A 19,927-nucleotide genomic window follows, 5' to 3' on the forward strand; every position below is an offset into this window, starting at 1 on the left:
CGACGCGCTCGTCGGCCGGACGCGCGGAGGATCAGCCCAGCTCGCTCGTGCCCGAGTAGAGGTGCAGCACGGGGACGTGCAGCTCCTCGCGCGCGCGGGAGGCCCAGTCGGTGTGGAACGTGTCCTCGACCGCGTGCGGGTACGTCACGACGACGATCTCGCGCGCCCCGCCCGACGCGACGGCCGTGCGCAGCGCCGGCAGCGGGTCGTCGTCGACGACGACGCCGTCCGCCTCGCGGCCCGCCGCGCGGAGCTCGGCCACGCTGCGCTCGAGCTGCTCGCTCGCCTCCGCCTTCGCCGTCGTGGGCGAGGGCTCGCGGCCCAGGACCTCGTCCCACGCCTCCTTGAGCTCGCCCACGCTGAGGTGGTCGACGATCCCCGAGATGACGTTGCGCTCCGTGTCCGCCGGGACCAGCACCCGGTAGGCGAGCTGCTCGTCCTGGTGCAGCGACAGGATGTGCTGCACGTCGGCCGGGTTGAGCGTGTCTTCGGTCAGGACGAGGATCGTGTCGGTCACGCGGGTCAGCCTAGCGGGAGGAGCCAGCGCGCGGCGGTCGTACCGGCGGGCGACCCGGGCCGGTCCTCGGGGGCGTGCAGCAGGTGGGCGAGGCGTGCCCCGCGGGGGAGCGCCGTCGTCGTCCCGGGAGCCGGGGCGCCGCCGACGATCCGTCCCGGCCCCGGCCCCGGCCCCACGAGCGTCGGGGTGGTCGTCACGCACAGCTCGTCGACGAGGTCCGCGGCGAGGAGGTCCGCCAGCAGCGACGGGCCGCCCTCGGTGAGCACGCGCGTGAGGCCGCGCCCGGCGAGCGCGGCGAGCCCCGCGGCGAGGTCGAGCGCGTCGTCCGCCGCGTCCTGCCCGACGACGAGCACCCGGTCCGCGGGCACGTCGCCCCGGGCGGTGGCGGCCCCGGCCGGGCCGGTCAGCACGAACGGCGGGCGGTCCGTCCCGGCGAGCGCCGGGGGCACGCGGCCGCTGCGGCTGACGACGGCGAGCTCGAGCGGGGCGTCGTGCAGGTGCCGCAGCCCGCGCGGCCGGCCGAGCGGGGTGTAGCCCTCGGCGCGCGCCGTGCCCGCCCCGACGAGCACCACGTCCGCCAGCGCCCGCAGGACGCGGAACACGCGCCAGTCCGCGTCGTCGTTGATCGACCCCGACCGCTGGTCGGGGCCCCACGCCGCCCCGTCGACGCTCGCGACCATGTTCGCGCGCACGACGCTCGCCCCGCGCACCGGCGTCCCGTAGGCGTAGAGCGCGGCGAGCCGGTCCTCGCGCGGGTCGGGCGGGAGGTGCTCCGCGGCGGGCAGGAGCACGTCGAGCGCGGGGAGGTCGGTGCGCCCGCCGGGCGCGGCCGGCCCGCCGGGCGGGGTGGTGGTCGAGGTCACAGCGGCCAGGCTAGCCGCAGGCGTAGGCTGGATCCTCGTGACTGCGCCCGCCTCCGGTGGTTCCTCGGCCCCGGCAGCCCTCCCCGGCACCGCCCGCGCGTCGGCCTCCGCGCCGACCCCCGGCGGGCCCGTCCGCGCCCTCGCCGACGTCCGGCCCTCGGTACCTCCCGCCCGGCTCCTCGCCGACCTCGTGCCGCCGCGGCACTTCGCCGACGCGCGGTTCTCGACGTACCGCGCCAACGCCGCCTACCCGAGCCAGGCGCGCACCGTCGCGCGGCTCGAGGAGGTCGCGGCCGCCGTCGTGAAGCCCGCGCGCAAGGGGCTGTTCGGCGCCCGGAAGCAGACCGCGCCCGCGGTGTACATGGACGGCGGGTTCGGCGTCGGCAAGACGCACCTGCTCACGTCCCTCGCGCACGCCGTGGGCCTCGACGTCAGCGCGTACGGCACGTTCGTCGAGTACACGAACCTCGTCGGCGCGCTCGGCTTCCGGGCGACGGTGGACGCGCTCGCCACGAAGAAGCTCGTGTGCATCGACGAGTTCGAGCTCGACGACCCGGGCGACACCGTCCTCATGTCCCGGCTCCTGCGCGAGCTCGCGGACCGCGGCGTGGCGCTGGCCGCGACGTCGAACACGCTCCCCGAGGCGCTCGGCGAGGGCCGCTTCGCCGCCGAGGACTTCCTGCGCGAGATCCAGGCGCTCGCGGCCCGGTTCGAGGTGCTGCGCGTCGACGGTGAGGACTACCGGCACCGCGCGGTCGTCACGGACTCCGCGCCGCTGCCCGAGGCCGACGTGGAGGCGGCCGTCACCGGCCGGCCCGGCGCGACCCTCGACGTGTTCGACGACCTGCTCGCGCACCTGTCGCAGGTCCACCCCAGCCGGTACCGGGCGCTGCTCGACGGCGTCGAGGTCGTCGCGCTCACGGGCGTGCACCCCGTCACCGAGCAGTCCGCGGCGCTGCGCCTCGTCGTGCTCGTCGACCGCCTCTACGACCGCGACGTGCCCGTGCTCCTCGCCGGGACCGACGCGTACACGGGGGAGCGGAGCCTGTTCACCGAGGAGATGCTGCGCGGCGGGTACCGCAAGAAGTACTATCGCGCGCTCTCGCGCCTCGGCGCGCTCGCGGAGGACGGCCGCACGGTCGCGCGCGGGGCGACCTGAGCATCACGTCGCGGCGAGGCGCGCCTTCTCGACCGCGACGTCGAAGTCGGCCGGGGGCCACCCGAGGTCGAGGCCGCGCAGCGCGTCGAGCAGGAGCTCGCTCACCGCGAGGCGCGCGAACCACTTCCGGTCGGCCGGCACCACGTGCCACGGCGCGACGTCGGTGCTCGTCCGGTCGAGGACGGCCTGGTACGCCTCCTGGTACGCGGGCCACTTCTGGCGCGAGTCGACGTCGTTCGGGTTGTACTTCCAGAACTTGTCCGGGCGCTCGAGCCGCTCCATGAGCCGCGCGCGCTGCTCCTCGTAGGAGACGAGCAGGGCGACCTTGACGATCGTCGTCCCCGCCGCGGCGACCTCTGCCTCGAAGCGGTTGATCTCGTCGTAGCGCGCCTCCCAGACCTCGGGCGGCACGAGCGCGTCGACGCGCGCGACGAGCACGTCCTCGTAGTGCGACCGGTCGAAGACGCCGATGTGCCCGGGCTCGGGCAGGGCGCGGCGGATCCGCCACAGGTAGTCGTGCCGCCGCTCCTCGGGCGTGGGCACCCCGAACGACCGGTGCGCGACGCCCTGCGGGTCGACGAGCCCCACGACGTGCCGCACGATCCCGCCCTTGCCCGCGGTGTCCATGCCCTGCAGCACGAGGAGCACCGACCGCGACCCGCCCGAGCGGCCCTCGGCGAACAGGCGCTCCTGCAGCTCCGACAGCTCGTCCGCGTGCTGCGCGACGAGGGCCTTCCCGGCGGCCTTGTCGCCCGTGAACCCCGGTGTCGACGCGCGGTCGAACGCCGCGAGGTCGAAGCCCTCCGGCACCCGCAGCGCCTGCTCCGGCGGGACCTCCCAGGCGCCCTCCGCGCCGCCGCCGTGCGTGGCCTTCGTCTTCGTCGTCGTCGCCATGGGCGCGAGCGTAGTCACCCGCGCGCCAGGACGGCGACCGAACGCGCGGGCAGGTCGACGTGGTGCCGGCCCGCCCGGGTCGCGGGGTCCCAGGCGGCGAGCACGCGCGGCGTGCCGCCGAGCGCGAGCCGCAGGCGCCGCGGGGCGTCCCCGAGGTTCACCGCGACCGCGACGGTGCGCCGGTCGACGACGAACGCAGGCCCGCCGTGCGGGGCGGCGCCCGTCGTCGGCTCCTCGCCGGCCGCGTCGTCGTCCGGGCCGCCCGGGCCGTGGACGCGCACGAGCGCGAGGTCGCCCGAGCGCACGTCGGGTCGCGACCGCAGTGCCACGAGGTCCCGGTACCAGGCGAGCAGGCGCGCGTGCTCGCCGCGCTCCCGCTCGGACCAGTCGAGGACGCTCGCGTCCCGCGTCGAGCGGGCCTGCGGGTCGGGCACGGGGTCGCCGCCGCCCCACCCGTGGTCGGCGAACTCGGCCGCCCGGCCCGCGCGGATGGCCTCCGCGAGCTCCGGCTCGGCGTGGTCCGTGAAGAACTGCCACGGGGTGGACGCGCCCCACTCCTCGCCCATGAACAGCATCGGCGTGAACGGCGACACGAGCACGAGCGCCGCGGCCGTCGCGAGGCCGCCGCCGTCGAGCGTCGCCGACGTCCGGTCGCCGTGCGCGCGGTTGCCGACCTGGTCGTGGTTCTGCGCGCTCACGACGAACGCGTGGCCGTCGGTCCCGGCGGGGACCGGGTGGCCCCAGTCGCGCCCGCGGAACGTCGAGAACGTGCCGTCGTGCACGAACACGCCCGTGAGCGCCTTGCGCAGCACCGCGACCGAGCCGAAGTCGACGTAGTAGCCCTGGCGCTCCCCGGTGAGCAGCGCGTGCACGGCGTGGTGGACGTCGTCCGCCCACTGCGCGCGCATCCCGCGCCCGCCCTGCTCCACGCCCGTCACGGTCGCCGGGTCGTTCTCGTCCGACTCGGCGACGAGCGTCAGCGGCCGCCCGAGCTCCTGCTCCACGCGGTCCACGCGCCGCGCGAGCTCCGCGAGGAGGTGCGTCGGGGAGTCGTCGACGAGGGCGTGCACCGCGTCGAGCCGCAGCGCGTCCACGTGGAACTCGACGAACCACCGCTCGGCGTTGTCGATCACCCACTCGCGCACCTCCCGGCTGCCCGGGCGGTCGAGGTTCACGGCCGAGCCCCACGGGGTCGTGTGCGCGTCCGTGAAGTACGGGCCGAACTCCGGCAGGTAGTTCCCCGACGGGCCGAGGTGGTTGTAGACGACGTCGAGCACCACCGCGAGCCCCCGGGCGTGCGCGGCGTCCACGAACCGCTGGAGCGCGCGCGGGCCGCCGTACGGCTCGTGCACCGCGTACAGGTGCACGCCGTCGTAGCCCCAGCCGCGCTCGCCGCCGAACGCCGCGACCGGCAGGAGCTCGACCGCGCCGACGCCCAGCGCCACCAGGTGGTCGAGCCGGTCGATCGCCGCGTCGAGCGTGCCCTGCGGCGTGAACGTCCCGACGTGCAGCTCGTAGAGCACCTCGCCGCGCACGTCGCGGCCCGGCCACGCGGCGTCCGTCCAGGCGAACGCCGGGTCGAACGTGCGGCTCGGCCCGTGCACCCCGTACGGCTGCCACGGGCTGCGCGGGTCCGGCCGGCCCGGACCGCCGTCGACGGAGTACCCGTAGTCCGTGCCCCACGGCAGCTCGTGGTCGTACCCCCACCAGCCCGGCACGTGCGCCCCCACGAGGCGCAGCGGGAGGCGCTCGGCGCCCTCGAACGTGCCCGAGCCCTGCTCCGGCAGCAGGAGCTCGACGCTGCGCGCCGTCGGCGCCCACACCACGGGCCGCGGCCCCGGCACGGCGAGCAGGGGCGTGGCCTGGGGTGCGGGGACGCGCGGGGGCGGGACCGGTGCGCCCGCCGTCATGGTGCGCCCTCGCCCGTCGCCGCGGCGCTCGCGGCGGAGCCCGGCGCGACGAGCAGCGCGACCGGCAGGTCGGCGAGCAGGTCCGCGACGCGGACGGTCCCGGCCGGGTGCTCGCGCCCGGTGAGCACGTCGACCCACGCGCCCGTGCCCGCGGGGAGCGCGACGACGTGGTCGCGCCACCCGCCGAGGCGGTCGACCGTCCCGGCGAGCCGGGTCGCCACCGTGACGACGTGCGCGACGGCCACGTCGTCCGTGCGGTCGCCACCGGACGCGTCGGCGGTCGCGGGCGCGCCGGCAGGGACGCCGGCCGGGGCCGTGCGCGCGAACGCGAGCGCGCACGGCGTCGACGACGCGACGGGCGCGTACCCGGCTCCGTCGCCGACGAACGCGGCGGCGAGGGCGCGGCGCACGCGCAGGGCGCGCGCCGTGACGAGCAGCTTCTCGTCCGCGAGCGTCCGCGCGGGCGCCCCGCCGTCGAGCCGCGCGAGGCGCTCGGTGAGGTCGTCGACGTCCACGGGGCGGCGGTTGTCCGGGTCGACGAGCGTGGGCGCGTACGACTCGGCGCCCTGGTAGACGTCCGCGACGCCCGGGGCCGTGAGCCGCGTGAGCGTGATCCCGAGGCTCGCGGCGCGCAGCTCCTCGCGGTGCTCGCGCGCCCACCGGGCGAACGCCCCGGTCACGGCGGGGTCGGCGAGCGCGCGGCGGGCGAGCTCGGCGACGGCCTCCTCGTACGCCTCGTCCGGGCTCGTCCACGACGTCGCGACCTTCGCCTCGCGCAGCGCCTTGCGCAGGTAGTCGACGAGCCGGTCGGGAGAGATCGCGGCCTCGGACGTGCCGCCGGGCGCGTCGTCCGGCGTGGTCGCGTCGGGGAGCCAGGTCCCGGCCACGGTCTGCCACAGCAGGTTCTCGGCGAGACCGTCGACGAGGACCCCGCGGTAGGGGGCGGTCGCCGCGCGCACCTCGTCGACGAGCCGCGACCACGCGCCCGCGTCCTCGGACAGCACGCCGAGGGCCGCGCGCGTGTCCTCGCCGCGCTTGGTGTCGTGCGTCGACCCGGCCGTGAGGGCGTGCGGGGTGAGCGCGGCGAACCGCTGCGCGAACGCGTGCCAGTCGTGCACGCCGAGGCTGAACCGGTCCGGCTCGCCCCCGACCTCGCACAGGCTCACGAGCTCGGTCCAGCGGTAGAACGCCGTGTCCTCGACGCCCTTCGCCGTCACGGCCCCGCACACCTGCTGGAAGCGCACGACGAGCTCGTCGCGGCGCGCCTCGCGCCGTCGTCCCGCGCTGCCGACCTCGCGGCCGAGCACGAGGTCCACGACGACGGCGAGCGTCTCCGCGCGCTGCGGGTCGAGGTGCGCGCGGGCGCGCTCGGCCGCCTCCTCGACCGCCCGGACCGCCTCGTGCCGCGGCGGGGTGCCCGGCACCACGTACGCCCGGTAGCGGTCGAACGCGACGAGCAGCTCGCGCAGGCACTGGTGCAGGCCGCGCCACGTGTGGTCGCGCAGGCGCGGGTCGTCGTGGCAGACGGCGGCCGCCAGGTCCGTGAGCCGGTGCACCTCCGCGTAGAGCGGCCCGGCGACGACCTCGCGCTTCGCCTCCTCGACGAGCGCGCCGAGGCCGCCGGGAGGCGCGCCCGTGAGGCGCGTCATCACCGCGTCGAGGCCCGACCGGCCGCCCGGGTCGACGAAGAGCTGCTGCAGACGCCACGCGACGTCGTAGCCCGTCGTGCCGACCGTCGCCCAGTCGGGCGGCACCTGCTCCTCGCCCGCGAGGATCTTCTCGACGACGACCCACGCGCCGTCGGTGCGGTCCGCGAGGCGCTGGAGGTACTGCGCCGGGTCCGCGAGGCCGTCGGGGTGGTCGATGCGCAGGCCGTCGACGACCCCGGACGTGACGAGGTCGAGCACGAGCGCGTGCGTCGCGTCGAAGACCTCCTCGTCCTCGACCCGGACCGCGACGAGCGACCCGACGTCGAAGAACCGGCGGTAGTTGAGCTCCTCGTCGCCCACGCGCCAGTAGGCCAGCCGGTAGTGCTGGCGCTCGACGAGCTCCGCGAGCGGCAGGTCCTCCGTCCCGGCGCGCACGGGGAACACGTGGTCGTAGTAGCGCAGCACGCGCCGTGGCCCGGGCGTGCCCGGGACCTCGACCTCGTCCAGCACGAGCTCGCCCGCAGCGAGCACGTCGCCGAGGCGCGCGCCGAGGACGGGCATGAGGACCGCGCCCTCGCCCGCCGACCAGTCGACGTCGAACCACCGGGCGTACGGGGAGTCGGAGCCCTCCTCCAGGACCGACCACAGCGCACGGTTGTGCCACGCGGGCGTGGGGACCGCCATGTGGTTCGGGACGACGTCGAGCACCATGCCCAGGCCCGCGTCGCGGGCCGCGGCCGCGAGCCGGCCGAGGCCCTCGCGCCCGCCGAGCTCGTCGCTGATCCGCGTGTGGTCGACGACGTCGTACCCGTGGGTCGACCCGGGCGCCGCCTGGAGCACCGGCGAGAGGTAGAGGTGCGTGACGCCGAGGGTCGCGAGGTACGGCACCTGGCGCGCGGCGGCGTCGAACGTGAGGTCGGGACCGAGCTGGAGCCGGTACGTCGAGACCGGGACGCGGGGCGGCGCGCCCGGCGTGCCGACGGGGGAGACGGCGGTCATCGCAGCGGCGGGCGGGTCAGGACGATGACGCTGCGGCCCGTCACGGACACGGTCTCCCCGGGCTGCAGCACCTCGCCGACGTCGACCGTGCCGTCGGTGTCCAGCACGACGTCCCAGCTCTCCCCGTACGCCGCCGGCGGCACGGTGAAGTCCAGGTCCTCGGAGTGCGCGTTGAGCAGCAGCAGGAACGAGTCGTCGACGATCGGCTCGCCGCGCCGGTCCTGCTCGGGGATCGCGTCGCCGTTGAGGAACACCATGACGGTGCGCGCGTAGGCGTGGTCCCAGTCCTGCTGGTCCATGCGCGAGCCGGTGATGTCGAGCCACTCGATGTCCGGGAGGTCGTCCGGACCCTCGGGCGTGCCCGGCTCCGCGCCGTCCTGCCGGCCCACGAAGAAGCGCCGCCGGTGCAGCACGGGGTGGTCGCGGCGCAGCCAGACGACCCGGCGCGCGAAGTCGAGGAGCGCGGCCCGCTCGTCGTCGAGGCCCTCCTCGCCGCCCCAGTCCATCCAGGTGATCTCGTTGTCCTGGCAGTAGCCGTTGTTGTTGCCGCGCTGGGTGCGCGCGATCTCGTCGCCGTGCGCGAGCATGGGCACGCCCTGCGACAGCAGCAGCGTGGCGAAGAAGTTCCGGCGCTGGCGCGCGCGCAGCGACCGCACGTCGGGGTCGTCCGTCGGGCCCTCGGCCCCGCAGTTCCAGGACCGGTTGTGGCTCTCGCCGTCGTTGTTGTCCTCGCCGTTCGCCTCGTTGTGCTTCTCGTTGTAGGACACGAGGTCGTTGAGCGTGAAGCCGTCGTGCGCGGTGACGAAGTTGATCGAGGCGATGGGCTTGCGCCCGCCGTGCTCGTAGAGGTCGGACGAGCCCGTGAGGCGGCTCGCGAGCTCGGGCAGCGTCGAGGGCTCGCCGCGCCAGAAGTCGCGCACCGTGTCGCGGTAGCGCCCGTTCCACTCGGTCCACAGGGGCGGGAAGCCGCCCACCTGGTAGCCGCCGTCGCCGAGGTCCCACGGCTCGGCGATGAGCTTGACCTGGGAGATGACCGGGTCCTGCTGCACGATGTCGAAGAACGCCGAGAGGCGGTCGACCTCGTGGAACTGGCGCGCGAGCGTGGCCGCGAGGTCGAAGCGGAACCCGTCCACGTGCATCTCGGTCACCCAGTACCGCAGCGAGTCCATGATGAGCTGGAGCACGTGCGGCGAGCGCATGAGCAGCGAGTTGCCCGTGCCGGTCGTGTCGAAGTAGTGCGCCTCGTCGCCGTCCACGAGCCGGTAGTAGGCCTTGTTGTCGATGCCGCGGAAGCTCAGCGTCGGGCCGAGGTGGTTGCCCTCCGCGGTGTGGTTGTAGACCACGTCGAGGATGACCTCGATGCCGGCCTCGTGCAGCGCCTTGACCATGGTCTTGAACTCCATGACCTGCTGCCCGCGCGTCCCGTGGGCGGCGTACCCGTTGTGGGGCGCGAAGAACCCGATGGTGTTGTAGCCCCAGTAGTTCGACAGCCCCTTCTCGACGAGCGTGGGGTCGTTGACGAACTGGTGCACGGGCATGAGCTCGACCGCCGTGACGCCCAGCGTCACGAGGTGCTCGACGACGGACGGGTGCGCCATCCCCGCGTAGGTGCCGCGCAGCTCGTCGGGGACGTCCGGGTGGAGCATCGTCATGCCCTTGACGTGCGCCTCGTAGATGACGCTGTCGTGGTAGTCCCGGTTCGGTGGGCGGTCGTGGCCCCAGTCGAAGAACGGGTTGATGACGACCGACATCATCGTGTGCCCGGCCGAGTCGTCGTCGTTGAGCGGGGGAGCGGGCGGGGGCGCGTCGTCCTCCTCGCCCTCGGCGGGCTCGTCCGCCTGCGCGACCTCGTCCGCGTCGGCGAAACGGTAGGAGAACAGCGACTCGTCGCCGTCGATCTGCCCCTCGATCGCCTTCGCGTACGGGTCGAGCAGGAGCTTCGCCGGGTTGCAGCGGTGGCCGTTCGCGGGGTCGTAGGGGCCGTGCACGCGGTAGCCGTAGCGCGTGCCGGGGCCCTTGCCCGGGAGGTAGACGTGCCAGACGTGCGCGTCGATCTCCTGGACGTCGACGCGGGTCTCGGTGCCGTCGTCGTCGAAGAGGCAGAGCTCGACGCGCTCGGCGATCTCGGAGAACAGCGCGAAGTTGGTCCCCGTGCCGTCGTACGTGGCGCCGAGGGGGTAGGGGTGGCCTGGCCAGGTCTGCATGTCCCTGAGGATGTCACGGGGTCCTGTTCGCTGTCGTCGCAGGAGGCCCCTCGGTGACGCGATCGATCTCGACCGGGGTCTCCGGCCGCGATCAGGGCAGTAATAGTGTGCCAAGCGGCGATCGACCTGGTGGTCGCCCCGCCCGTGCAGCGCACCGACGCGCCCGGAGGCGGACGGTCGTGCATCGCGCGGGCGGACCTGGTAGACCCGTGCCATGAGCACCCACGCACACCACCGCGACGACCTCAACCAGTCCGACATCGCGTCCGCCCGGCTGTCCCCGCGCCGCGAGGACGAGGGAGAGGGGTCCGGCGACGTGCTCACCGGGGGAGACGCGACGAAGGCGCCGCAGTCGCTCTCGGAGAACGAGCGCCGGCCCATCGACGGCGCGTCGTCGGGCACGTCCTGGGACGACCCGGACGAGCTCTAGGACGTTCGCGCGCGGCCCTCAGTCGACGCGCGGCAGGCGGTCGGCGTCGACCGCGATGAGCCGTGGCATCCCCGCGGGGGCGACGGCGCTGAGGGCGAGGTAGCGCGCCTCGGCCCGGTGCAGGCGGATGTGCTCGTCGACGGTCCAGTCGGGACCGTTGGTGAGCGGCATGCCGCACGAGCAGTCGATGGTGACGCGCCCGGCGGCGTCCTCGCGGACCTGCCCGATCGTCACGTGCTCCGACCGCGCGTCCGCCTTGGCGCGGCGCATGGTCGCGCTCACGGGCTCGGGCCGGTGGGCCTGGGGCGGGGGCGAGGCGGGTGCGTCGGTCACGGGCTCCGAGCCTAGACGCCGCCGGGACCTCGCCGCACCCGCCGTCGCGGCCCGTCTCAGTGGGTGTGCGCGAGCCCGAGCTCGTGCGCCCGCTCGTGCTCGCGCTCGGCGGCCTCGCGGGCGGCGATGCGCGCCCGGACCTCCTCGCGCCGCAGGGGCGGGACCGTCGTCGGCGGGTTCCGGCGTTCGGGCAGCTCGTCGAGCAGGCGCGCGACGATCGCGGTCACCTCGTCGACCGCACGCTCGAACGGCTCCTCGGTCGCGGCGCTCGTGCGCTGGATGCCCGTGACCTTCCGGACGAACTGGCGCGCAGCCGCCTCGATTTCCTCGTCGGTCGCGGGCGGCTCGAGGCCGCGCAGGGTCGTGATGTTCCGGCACATGCCTCGACGCTACGTGCGTGTGAGGAGCGCCACAAGAGTGACCGGGGTCAGGCGAGCCGGGCCGTCACCGCGAGGTGCTCGCCCGCCTCGACCCGCACGTCCGCCACCCGCACCCCCGGCGGCAGGTCGGCCGCGAGGTCGACGTGGCGCCCCTCGACCTTCGCCAGCTCGCCGCGCGCGACCACGAGCAGCGCCGCGACGACGGGGTTGCGGCTCGACAGCTCGAGGTCGCGGACGGTGAGCACCATGCGCGCGTCGACCTCGGCGGTGCCGGTCGCGCGCACGCTCGCCGAGAGCAGTCCCTTGCGCACGCGGGCGAACGCCTGGAGCGACACCGTGCGCGGCCCTGTCGCGACGAGGTCGACGTCGAGCGAGGCCAGCGTGAGGCCGATGTTCTGCAGCTCGGTGGCGACGATCCTCCGGGCGGTCGCGAGGACCGCCTCGCGCGGGGCGGAGACGCGGACGTGCCCGCCGAGGGGCGCGGCGTCGTCGGGCTCCACGCCCTCGACGGCGAGCGACCCGTCGGCGCCCTCGACCCAGCGGAAGCGCAGTCCCTCGATCTCGGCCGTGACGTCCACGGGGACGTCGTCGACCAGGAGCGGGTGCGCGTCGACCCGGAGTCGGCGCACCACCGCGTCCTCGCGCGAGCGGACGTGCTCGACGTCGACCGTCGGGGAGGTGCTGCGCCCGGACGAGGAGGCGGGGCGGTCTGCCCCGACCCGGACCCGGACACCCGTGAGGTCGACGTCGAGGCGAGAGACGTCCGCACCCTCGAGGTCGGCGTCGAGCCGGACGGCCGCCGTGCCCTCGACCTCGGGGCCCAGCGTGTCGAGGACGGCCGGCCGCAGGCGTGCGAGCAGCTCGGGGGCGGTCGTGGGACGCGGGGCCGCGCCGAGCGGCAGGACGTCGTGGGCGGGGCGCTGGTCGGGCATGCGCCGAGAGTAGACGACGAAGGCCGCCCCGGCGCCGGGACGGCCTTCGAGTGGTGGGCGATACTGGGATCGAACCAGTGACCTCTTCCGTGTCAGGGAAGCGCGCTACCGCTGCGCCAATCGCCCGGGTGCTGCATACGAGGTGGAGATGGGATTCGAACCCACGTATACGGCTTTGCAGGCCGCTGCCTCGCCTCTCGGCCACTCCACCTTGAGACGCGTCCTCTCATGCTCCCGGGGGAGCGGGCCAGAGAGTGGGCCTCCGAGCGGATGACGGGACTCGAACCCGCGACCCTCACCTTGGCAAGGTGATGCTCTACCAACTGAGCCACATCCGCGCGGCCGGTCCGTCGGGGGCTCTCACGAACCCCGTGGTGATCGGCGCGAAGCACATACTAGCCGACTTCCGCCCGGACCCGTGCATCCGGTCCAGGTGATGGTCGGCGCGAGAGAGGCCGCTCCGGACGGTGCCGGGGCGGCCTCTCTCGTCGTGCTCGTGGGCGATACTGGGATCGAACCAGTGACCTCTTCCGTGTCAGGGAAGCGCGCTACCGCTGCGCCAATCGCCCCAGAGGGGTGGTGCTGTTGCGAGGTGGAGATGGGATTCGAACCCACGTATACGGCTTTGCAGGCCGCTGCCTCGCCTCTCGGCCACTCCACCGCGACCTGCCCTCCGCCACCACGAGGGCGGCAGGAGAGTGGGCCTCCGAGCGGATGACGGGACTCGAACCCGCGACCCTCACCTTGGCAAGGTGATGCTCTACCAACTGAGCCACATCCGCGCGGCCGGACCCTGGAGCTTCGAGGAGTGTTTCCCCCGGCCCTCCGGCGTTCCGGCGCGTCCCAGACATTAGTCCACGTTCGCGTCCGGCGTCCAACCGGCCCCGCCGAGCCCGCGGTCGGTGCTCGGGGGCCGGGGTCCGGGCGGAGGGTGCGCCCTGGGTAGCGTGGTCCCGTGCCAGGACCTGGGAGAACACCCGCGGCGGGGTTCGCTCGCTTCGCCGGGCGCGCCGCGAGCGGCGTGCTCGAGTGCGTCGACCTCCGGCGCGAGCCGGAGCGGCTGGCCGACGACGGGCCGTGGTTCGTGGTCGCCGACTTCGACGACCCCGCCCGCGGCGGCCGGGCGCGCGCGTGGCGGTTCGCCGAGCGGCTCGCCCCGTCGGACCTGGACGCCGCCACGCCCGCGGGAGCAGCCGACCCGTGGCGCGGGCCCGACCCGACCGCGTGGCGCAGCTCCCTGGACCGGGCCGGCTACGAGGCCGCCGTCGCGCACGTGCGCGACGAGGTCCGGGAGGGCGAGGTCTACCAGGCGAACGTCTGCCGCGTGCTGGCGGCCCCTCTCGTCGGCCCGGGTGGCGTCGAGCCCGACGCCCGGGCCCTCGCGCGTCGTCTCGCCCGGGGCAACCCCGCTCCCTACGGGGGCGTCCTGCACGTGCCGGCGGGGTCCGGCGTCGACCCGGTGTGGGTCGTCAGCGCCTCGCCCGAGCTGTACCTCCGGGTCGCGGGGGGCACGGTGACGTCCGGACCCATCAAGGGCACCGCGCCCACCCCCGGAGGGCTCACGGCCAAGGACCGGGCCGAGAACGTGATGATCACCGACCTCGTGCGCAACGACCTCCAGCGCGTGTGCGACCCGGGGACCGTCGAGGTCACGGACCTGCTCGCGGTCGAGCCGCACCCCGGTCTGGTCCACCTCGTGAGCACGGTGACAGGACGCCTGCGCGCCGGGCTCGCGGGGTCGGCCGCGCTGTGGCCCGCGCTGCTCGAGGCCACCTTCCCGCCCGCGTCGGTGTCCGGGGCGCCCAAGTCGTCCGCGCTGCGGATCATCGACGCGCTGGAGCCCGTGCCGCGCGGCCCCTACTGCGGCGCCGTCGGCTGGGTCGACGGCGACGAGGCCGTGCTCGCCGTCGGGATCCGCACCTTCTGGTGGTCCGACGGCGTCCTGCGCTTCGGCACGGGTGCTGGGATCACCTGGGGTAGCGACCCTGCGCGCGAGTGGGAGGAGACCGAGCTCAAGGCGCGCCGCCTCGTCGGCCTCGCCTCGGGCACACTGGAGCCATGAGCACCCCTGCCGCCACGACACCGACGTCCGCGAGCACCACCGAGAACCTCGTGATCTGGGCCGACGGACGCCTCGTGGCGCCCGGCGAGGTCGCGCTCAGCGCGGTCGACCACGGCGTGACCGTCGGGGACGGCGTGTTCGAGACGTGCGCCGTGTTCGACGGCCGCGCCTTCGCGCTCACGCGCCACCTGCGCCGGCTCGCGCGGTCCGCCGCCGGGCTCGGCCTCGACGCGCCGGACGAGCGCCGCGTGCTCGACGGCGTCGAGGCGGTGCTCGCCGAGGCGGACGCGCGCACGCGTGCCGGCGCCGGGCCGGTGGGCCGGCTGCGCATCACGGTGACGGCCGGCGTCGGGCCGCTCGGGTCCGGGCGCACCCCCGGCGAGCAGACCGTCGTCGTCGCGGTCGGCCCGGCGGTCATCCGTCCCTCCGGCCGCGCGGTGCGGTCGCCCTGGACCCGGAACGAGCGCTCCGCCGTCGCCGGGCTCAAGACGACGTCGTACGCGGAGAACGTCGTGGCGCTCGCCGACGCCGTGGGCAAGGGCGGCGACGAGGCGCTCCTCGCGAACACGGCCGGCGACCTGTGCGAGGGCACCGGGGCGAACGTCTTCGTCGAGCGCGGGGGCGAGCTCGTCACCCCGCCCCTGTCCTCGGGCTGCCTCGCGGGCATCACGCGCGAGCTGCTGCTCGAGTGGGCGGCGGAGGACGGTCTGCCCGCGCGCGAGGCGCGTCCCGGCGAGCTCCCGTTCGCCGTGCTCGACGAGGTGACCGCGGGGGAGTCGGCGCTGCTGCTCACCGGCTCCGTGCGCAACGTCCAGCCGGTGACCTGGCTCGACGGCGCGGACGTGGCCGCGGGGGAGCTCTCCGTGGCGGCGCGAGACCTGTTCGAGCGGCGTCGTCGCGAGCGTCTCGACCCCTGAGGGCGGCCGGTTTTTCGATCCGGTCCGTTTCAGGCTAGTATCGACCACGCACTCGGGCGATTGGCGCAGTGGTAGCGCGCTTCGTTCACACCGAAGAGGTCACTGGTTCGAACCCAGTATCGCCCACCGAGCAGAGGCCGTCCCCGCACCCGCGGAGGCGGCCTCTTTCGTGTCCCGGTGCGCCGGCGGCCCGAGGATCCACGTCGGGACCCGTTCGCCCCCGTTGTGCCGTGCAGCGCCTCGGGAGGTTCACCGCGTGCTGAGCCCTCGCGGGTCCCGGGCCGGCGGCGGTCGTCGCGAGTCAGCCGGTCGTGGCGTCCGGCTCGCTCGGCGTCCGGACCTCCAGCCCGACGCCGGCTCCCGCGGCCTGGTCGGCCAGGTGCTGCCACGCGGCGGCGTCCGGGACGGCGCCGGGCAGCGGGGTGACGGTGATCATGCGGTCCGCGACCTCGACGTCGTCCACGCCGAGCTCGAACGCCCCGCGGATCAACGGCGCCAGGACCGCCATGTCCGCGTCGGGCGAGAGGTGTGCCACCAGAGGTCTTGTCGCCGGAGTGCCCGGGTCGCGGTCCTCGTCCCACCACCCGCTACGTCGTCGCCAGGCCGAGGGCCGCGAGCGTCGGCGCGGGGCGCCGTCGCGCGGTGGGGCGTCGTCCTCGGTTCGCGGGTGAGAGGTCCACGGTGTTCGTCCTCCGGCGTGCACGTGCGGGTCCGGACCCATCCTCGACCGGTTCGCGTTCGCGGGCCAGCACGGTAGCGCCGACGTCGAGGTCCCTCGCCCGGTGCGAGCCGGGACGATGCCTCCTAGGGTTCGAGGCATGTCGAGCAGGGGAACGTACGTCCTGGCCTCCGTGTCGCGTACGGTGCGCACCGTCGAGCTGGTCGCCGCGGCGGGCGCGCTGCGCCTCGCCGAGCTGGCCGCGTCTCTCGGGGTGAGCCGTCCGGGCGCGTTCCGCATCGCCCAGACCTTGGTCGCCCACCGGTGGCTCGTGCAGGGTGAGGACCGCCGGTACCGGATCGGGCCCGCGGCGCGGGACCTCGCGGACGCCACCGAGCCCGTGCGGGACGACACGAGGGGCGGGTGAAGCCCTGCCCGATCTCACTATGTGAGCGTTCCCATCGCACACGTGCACCGGATGAAACCGGACGAAGGGTGCTCGAAAAGCACGCATCCCCGTCCGAACCGCGCAAGCCGCCGGATCCTGGTCGAGCGTCCAGCCTGCACCGATCCCCGCAGCGGTGCACAGTGCTCGCGGGACCCGGTGCGGGCAGCGGCCCGCAGGCGTCCCCGCAGCAGCGACGGTGTCCTCGCCGGCAGCGCCCGGACCGCCTCGGCCGCGGTCGGCGAGGAACGGTCGTGGCGGTCGTGCTCACGGTGCCCCGGAGACCGTGAGGACGGACGGTCCTCCTCCGTGCGCAGGGGGCAAGGAGGAGGACCGGTCACCGCCGCAGCGCGGCGACGAGCCGGGCGATGTCCGCGCCGATGCGGTCCACGACCCGTCGGTGGACCTCCTCGGGGCGCCCGTACGGGTCTTCCACGTCGGGCGCCTCGCGCGTGAGGTCGACTCCTGCTCGTGCGCGCGGCGCGACGCCGAGCACCTCGGTGAGCCGCTCGGCGTCGTCCGCCCGGCCGGGCCACGGGCCCACGCGCTCCGCGAGCGCCGAGAGCTCCGTGAACAGCAGCGACCTGCGCAACGCCGACGGCGCCACCTCGAGCACGGCGGCCCGGTGACGGCGGGTCATCGCGAGCACCACGTCCGCGGACGCCACCAGTGCGGCGTCGAGGGGGCGGGCCACGAACCCCGAGGGGTCCAGGCCGCGGTCCTCCAACAGGCGCGCCACGGGAGGGGCGACCGGGGCACCGACGACCGCGGCGGTGCCGGCGCTGGCGACGTCGACGGAGCCGTCGAGCGCAGCGGTAAGCAGGAGCTGGGCCGCGGGAGACCGGCAGATGTTGCCGGTGCAGACGACGAGGACCGAGAGCACCGTTCATCCTTCCTGCGGTCGAGGGTCTGGGTAATGTAGCGCGGGCGACGGCCCCGTGACGGGGTCGTGTCATCGGGGGCGAGTCGCGGGGGGCGGCATGGTGCACGACGGGTGGGGCCCGGGATGGTCCGGGGCGGCGACGGTGGTCGCGTCCGACGAGGCCCCGGTGGCCGAGCGCGGACGACCCGCGCGGCGGGCGTCGACCGGGCGACGGCCGTCCCGGCGGACCCGACGACGGGTGGCGGCGGTCGTGGCGCTCGTGGTGGTGCTGGTCCTCGTCTGGATCGCCTGGCTCGTCGCGGACGTGCTGCGCGCCCGTGCCGCGCTCGAGGACGTCGCGGCCCGGCTCCCGGGTCTCCAGGAGCAGGTGCGCGCCGGGGAGGACGCCGGCCGGTCCGTCGACGAGGTGCGTCGGTCCGCGGCCGTCGCGGCCGCCGCGACGCACGGCCCGCCCTGGGTGGTGGCGCGCGCCCTGCCGTTCGTCGGCGACGACGCGCGGGCCCTGGGGGACGTGACGAGCGCCGTCGACCGGGTCGCGCAGGACGCGCTGCCGCGGCTCGCCGACGCCGTGGCGATCGCGTCGCCTGCGGTCGTCGCGCCGTCGGGCGGTGCCGTCGACCTTGCCCCGCTGGTCGAGGCGCGCGACGGCGTCGTGGCGGCCGACCGGGCGGTCGCGGCGTCGTTCGCGAGCGTCGCGAGCATCGACACGTCGACGCTCGTGGGCCCGCTCGCGTCGGCCGTGGACGACCTCCGCGACGAGCTCGGGGACGTCGCCTCGCAGACGGCGACCGCCGCGCGCGCGGTCGAGCTCGTCCCGCCGATGCTCGGGGCCGACGGCACCCGCGACTATCTCGTGCTCGTGCAGAACAACGCGGAACCGCGCGCGACCGGCGGGATCGCGGGCTCGGTGCTCCATCTCCGTGCGGAGTCGGGCGGCGTCGAGCTCGTGGACGTCCGTGCGGGGAGCGACCTCGGTACGGACCAGAGCGTCGTCGAGCTGAGCGGCGCGGAGGCGGCCCTGTTCGGCGACGACCTCGGCCGGTACATGCTCAACGTCACCTCGACGCCCGACTACCCCCGCGCGGCGCGCGTCGCGCGCGAGGCGTGGGCCCGCCACACCGGTGAGGACGTCGACGGCGTGCTGGCCGTCGACCCCGTCGCGCTCGCCGGGGTGCTGGGCGCGGTCGGGCCCGTCGTCGTCACGACGCCGGGGGGAGAGGAGCTGCGCCTCACGGGGGACGACGCCGCGGGCTACCTCCTCAACGGCGTCTACCGGGACTACGACGACCCGGCGGAGCAGGACCAGGTGCTGGGGCTCGTGGCGCGCCAGGTGTTCGCCGCGCTCACCGCGGGCACCGCAGACCCCGCGGGGGTCGTCGAGACGCTCGCGCAGTCGGCCCGGGAGGGTCGGCTGCTCGTCTGGTCCGCGCGCAGCCCGGAGCAGGAGCGTCTCTCGGGGACGGTGCTCTCCGGCGAGCTGCTGGGCCGGCGCCCCGCGGCGGGCGGCGAGCCGACCTCCCCGGTGGTGGGCGTCTACCTCAACGCGACGACGGCGTCGAAGACCGGGTACTACCTCGACTCGAGCGTCGCGCTCGACGACGTGACCTGCCGGCCCGACGGCTCCCAGGCGTTCACGCTCCGCGTCACGCTCACGTCGACCCTCTCCGCGGACGCGGCGGCCGAGCTCCCGGAGTACGTCCTGGGCGCGGGCGGCGACGGGACGATCCGCACCAACCTCCTCGTCTACGCGCCGGCCGGCGGAGGGATCCGCGGGTCGTCCGGCGCCGACGGCGACCCCGGGCTCTTCGCCCAGGTGCACGACGGCCTCGTGGTCGGAGGCCGGACCGTCGCGCTCGCCCCCGGGGGGTCGGCGACCTACGCGTACGAGGTCGTGAGCGGTCGGAACCAGCGCGGTGATGTTTCCGTGAGGAAAACTCCTGGTGCCAGGCATGAGACAACGGCCCTCTCCGCTACCGGGTGCCCGTGAGGTGTGTTCTTCTGGAGAGGCACACGGCGGGGGCCCGTGCGCACGGACGGCGCGGTGACGACGTCCACGTCAGGCTCCCGCACCAGTCGACAGGGCAGGGGGCCTCTGACATGAAGATCCGATACGCCGCGACCACGCTCGTCCTCGCCGCCGCGCTCGCCGCGGCTCCGGCCGTCGCCAACGCCTACGAGGCCGACGAGTACGAGGTGGGCGTCTCCACCACCACACCCGCCGTCGGGGAGTCGTTCACCGTCACGGTGGGCGGCCCGGCCGGGAACCCGACGATCACGCTGACGATCTCGTCGCCCGACGTCCCGGACGGCGCGATCACCATCGCGGGCACGAAGGCGCTCACGAAGAGCACCACCGACGGGTTCGCCTCCTTCGAGGTCACTCTGTCGCAGCCGGGCACCTACTCCCTCGTGGCGACCGACGCGGACGGCACGGTGCTCTCCAGCCAGCAGATCGTCGCCGTCCCGGCGGACGGCGCGGGCAGCGGGAGCGGCTCGGGCTCCGGCGCGGCCGGTGGCTCCGCGGGCAGCGGCTCCACCTCGGGGGGCGGCGGGCTCGCGCAGACCGGTTCCGACGACGTGCTGCTCCTCGGCGGAGCAGCGCTCCTCGTCGCCGGCGGCGCGACCGCGGTCGTCGTCGCGCGGAGCCGCCGCCGGTCCACCGGCACCCAGGCCTGACGGGGGTGCCCGCTCC

At 75.2% G+C, this 19,927-nt stretch carries 18 protein-coding genes and 7 tRNA genes; 8 read left to right on the plus strand and 17 right to left on the minus strand.

What is annotated here, in order from left to right; genetic code table 11:
* Positions 1 to 31: 31 nt before the first annotated feature.
* Complete coding sequence (locus B9L22_RS10260) at positions 32 to 517, minus strand: hypothetical protein (RefSeq protein WP_086150315.1); 486 nt, start codon at positions 515 to 517, stop codon at positions 32 to 34.
* Positions 518 to 522: 5 nt separating this feature from the next.
* The gene (locus B9L22_RS10265; protein ID WP_086150316.1) at positions 523 to 1,380 is read right to left on the minus strand and encodes a dihydrofolate reductase family protein; all 858 of its coding nucleotides are present in this window, start codon (positions 1,378 to 1,380) and stop codon (positions 523 to 525) included.
* A gap of 37 nt (positions 1,381 to 1,417) precedes the next feature.
* Here B9L22_RS10265 and zapE point away from each other — a divergent pair, with 37 nt between their 5' ends.
* On the plus strand, positions 1,418 to 2,539 hold the full coding sequence (gene zapE / locus B9L22_RS10270) for a cell division protein ZapE (RefSeq protein ID WP_086150645.1): 1,122 nt from the start codon (positions 1,418 to 1,420) through the stop codon (positions 2,537 to 2,539).
* A 3-nt stretch (positions 2,540 to 2,542) separates the two neighbouring features.
* Here zapE and B9L22_RS10275 read toward each other — a convergent pair whose 3' ends face one another.
* Genes B9L22_RS10275 through glgX form a run of 4 tightly spaced genes read right to left on the minus strand, consistent with a single transcriptional unit; the run spans position 2,543 to position 10,195 of the window.
* Positions 2,543 to 3,433, minus strand: coding sequence for a polyphosphate kinase 2 family protein (locus B9L22_RS10275; RefSeq protein ID WP_086150317.1), 891 nt, complete (start codon positions 3,431 to 3,433; stop codon positions 2,543 to 2,545).
* A 14-nt stretch (positions 3,434 to 3,447) separates the two neighbouring features.
* A complete protein-coding gene (gene treZ / locus B9L22_RS10280) occupies positions 3,448 to 5,343 on the minus strand; it encodes a malto-oligosyltrehalose trehalohydrolase (RefSeq protein WP_086150318.1) in 1,896 nt (631 codons plus the stop codon).
* Positions 5,340 to 7,991 carry a malto-oligosyltrehalose synthase gene (gene treY, locus B9L22_RS10285; RefSeq protein ID WP_086150319.1) on the minus strand — a complete coding sequence of 884 codons (2,652 nt, stop codon included), beginning with the start codon at positions 7,989 to 7,991 and terminating at the stop codon, positions 5,340 to 5,342. Before treY ends, treZ begins: the two co-directional genes overlap by 4 nt.
* Positions 7,988 to 10,195, minus strand: a complete 2,208-nt coding sequence (gene glgX / locus B9L22_RS10290; protein ID WP_086150320.1) for a glycogen debranching protein GlgX — start codon at positions 10,193 to 10,195, stop codon at positions 7,988 to 7,990. Before glgX ends, treY begins: the two co-directional genes overlap by 4 nt.
* A gap of 214 nt (positions 10,196 to 10,409) precedes the next feature.
* On the opposite strand from glgX, the gene B9L22_RS10295 reads away from it, so the two are divergent.
* Positions 10,410 to 10,625, plus strand: a complete 216-nt coding sequence (locus B9L22_RS10295; protein WP_021482368.1) for a hypothetical protein — start codon at positions 10,410 to 10,412, stop codon at positions 10,623 to 10,625.
* 18 nt (positions 10,626 to 10,643) lie between these two features.
* Here the strand turns inward: B9L22_RS10295 and B9L22_RS10300 are convergent, their stop codons facing one another.
* The 9 genes from B9L22_RS10300 to B9L22_RS10340 form a co-directional block, all read right to left on the minus strand.
* Positions 10,644 to 10,958, minus strand: a complete 315-nt coding sequence (locus B9L22_RS10300; protein ID WP_306303318.1) for a hypothetical protein — start codon at positions 10,956 to 10,958, stop codon at positions 10,644 to 10,646.
* Between the two features lie 56 nt (positions 10,959 to 11,014).
* A complete protein-coding gene (locus B9L22_RS10305; protein ID WP_086150321.1) occupies positions 11,015 to 11,338 on the minus strand; it encodes a DUF2277 domain-containing protein in 324 nt (107 codons plus the stop codon).
* Between the two features lie 47 nt (positions 11,339 to 11,385).
* On the minus strand, positions 11,386 to 12,270 hold the full coding sequence (locus B9L22_RS10310) for a hypothetical protein (protein ID WP_086150322.1): 885 nt from the start codon (positions 12,268 to 12,270) through the stop codon (positions 11,386 to 11,388).
* Positions 12,271 to 12,321: 51 nt separating this feature from the next.
* Positions 12,322 to 12,396: transfer RNA gene (locus tag B9L22_RS10315), tRNA-Val, on the minus strand.
* A gap of 14 nt (positions 12,397 to 12,410) precedes the next feature.
* Positions 12,411 to 12,481: transfer RNA gene (locus B9L22_RS10320), tRNA-Cys, on the minus strand.
* Between the two features lie 54 nt (positions 12,482 to 12,535).
* Positions 12,536 to 12,608: transfer RNA gene (locus tag B9L22_RS10325), tRNA-Gly, on the minus strand.
* Between the two features lie 159 nt (positions 12,609 to 12,767).
* Positions 12,768 to 12,839: transfer RNA gene (locus B9L22_RS10330), tRNA-Val, on the minus strand.
* Between the two features lie 21 nt (positions 12,840 to 12,860).
* Positions 12,861 to 12,931 (minus strand) — tRNA-Cys (locus B9L22_RS10335).
* A 48-nt stretch (positions 12,932 to 12,979) separates the two neighbouring features.
* A tRNA-Gly gene (locus B9L22_RS10340) sits at positions 12,980 to 13,052 on the minus strand.
* 173 nt (positions 13,053 to 13,225) lie between these two features.
* On the opposite strand from B9L22_RS10340, the gene B9L22_RS10345 reads away from it, so the two are divergent.
* From B9L22_RS10345 to B9L22_RS10355, 3 genes are all read left to right on the plus strand, one after another.
* Positions 13,226 to 14,332 (plus strand): anthranilate synthase component I family protein, encoded by a 1,107-nt coding sequence (locus B9L22_RS10345; protein ID WP_086150323.1) that lies wholly within the window; start codon positions 13,226 to 13,228, stop codon positions 14,330 to 14,332.
* Entirely contained in the window at positions 14,329 to 15,249 is a 921-nt protein-coding gene (locus B9L22_RS10350; RefSeq protein WP_086150324.1) for an aminotransferase class IV, read from the plus strand. The genes B9L22_RS10345 and B9L22_RS10350 overlap by 4 nt, the downstream gene beginning before the upstream one ends.
* 54 nt (positions 15,250 to 15,303) lie before the next feature.
* Positions 15,304 to 15,375: transfer RNA gene (locus B9L22_RS10355), tRNA-Val, on the plus strand.
* 175 nt (positions 15,376 to 15,550) lie between these two features.
* Here the strand turns inward: B9L22_RS10355 and B9L22_RS10360 are convergent.
* The gene (locus tag B9L22_RS10360) at positions 15,551 to 15,784 is read right to left on the minus strand and encodes a hypothetical protein (RefSeq protein WP_086150325.1); all 234 of its coding nucleotides are present in this window, start codon (positions 15,782 to 15,784) and stop codon (positions 15,551 to 15,553) included.
* A 283-nt stretch (positions 15,785 to 16,067) separates the two neighbouring features.
* Here B9L22_RS10360 and B9L22_RS10365 point away from each other — a divergent pair, with 283 nt between their 5' ends.
* On the plus strand, positions 16,068 to 16,334 hold the full coding sequence (locus tag B9L22_RS10365; protein ID WP_158097190.1) for a helix-turn-helix domain-containing protein: 267 nt from the start codon (positions 16,068 to 16,070) through the stop codon (positions 16,332 to 16,334).
* A 355-nt stretch (positions 16,335 to 16,689) separates the two neighbouring features.
* On the opposite strand, the gene B9L22_RS10370 is transcribed toward B9L22_RS10365, so the two are convergent.
* Entirely contained in the window at positions 16,690 to 17,235 is a 546-nt protein-coding gene (locus B9L22_RS10370; protein WP_086150327.1) for a hypothetical protein, read from the minus strand.
* Between the two features lie 238 nt (positions 17,236 to 17,473).
* Between B9L22_RS10370 and B9L22_RS10375 the strand changes: the two genes are divergently transcribed.
* Positions 17,474 to 19,222: a DUF4012 domain-containing protein gene (locus B9L22_RS10375; protein ID WP_158097191.1), complete on the plus strand. Its 1,749-nt coding sequence runs from the start codon at positions 17,474 to 17,476 to the stop codon at positions 19,220 to 19,222.
* A 110-nt stretch (positions 19,223 to 19,332) separates the two neighbouring features.
* Positions 19,333 to 19,911 carry a hypothetical protein gene (locus B9L22_RS10380; protein WP_086150329.1) on the plus strand — a complete coding sequence of 193 codons (579 nt, stop codon included), beginning with the start codon at positions 19,333 to 19,335 and terminating at the stop codon, positions 19,909 to 19,911.
* Positions 19,912 to 19,927 lie beyond the last annotated feature (16 nt).

Source organism: Cellulosimicrobium sp. KWT-B, assembly GCF_002127155.1.
Lineage (GTDB): Bacteria > Actinomycetota > Actinomycetes > Actinomycetales > Cellulomonadaceae > Cellulosimicrobium > Cellulosimicrobium funkei.

Coding starts and splice junctions, on each gene's coding strand:
- B9L22_RS10275 (WP_086150317.1), bottom strand. CDS start 3,433: ATGGCGACGACGACGAAGACGAAGGCCACGCACGGCGGCGGCGCGGAG.
- treZ (WP_086150318.1), bottom strand. CDS start 5,343: ATGACGGCGGGCGCACCGGTCCCGCCCCCGCGCGTCCCCGCACCCCAG.
- glgX (WP_086150320.1), bottom strand. CDS start 10,195: ATGCAGACCTGGCCAGGCCACCCCTACCCCCTCGGCGCCACGTACGAC.
- B9L22_RS10295 (WP_021482368.1), top strand. CDS start 10,410: ATGAGCACCCACGCACACCACCGCGACGACCTCAACCAGTCCGACATC.
- B9L22_RS10305 (WP_086150321.1), bottom strand. CDS start 11,338: ATGTGCCGGAACATCACGACCCTGCGCGGCCTCGAGCCGCCCGCGACC.
- B9L22_RS10350 (WP_086150324.1), top strand. CDS start 14,329: ATGAGCACCCCTGCCGCCACGACACCGACGTCCGCGAGCACCACCGAG.
- B9L22_RS10310 (WP_086150322.1), bottom strand. CDS start 12,270: ATGCCCGACCAGCGCCCCGCCCACGACGTCCTGCCGCTCGGCGCGGCC.
- B9L22_RS10380 (WP_086150329.1), top strand. CDS start 19,333: ATGAAGATCCGATACGCCGCGACCACGCTCGTCCTCGCCGCCGCGCTC.
- B9L22_RS10365 (WP_158097190.1), top strand. CDS start 16,068: ATGTCGAGCAGGGGAACGTACGTCCTGGCCTCCGTGTCGCGTACGGTG.
- treY (WP_086150319.1), bottom strand. CDS start 7,991: ATGACCGCCGTCTCCCCCGTCGGCACGCCGGGCGCGCCGCCCCGCGTC.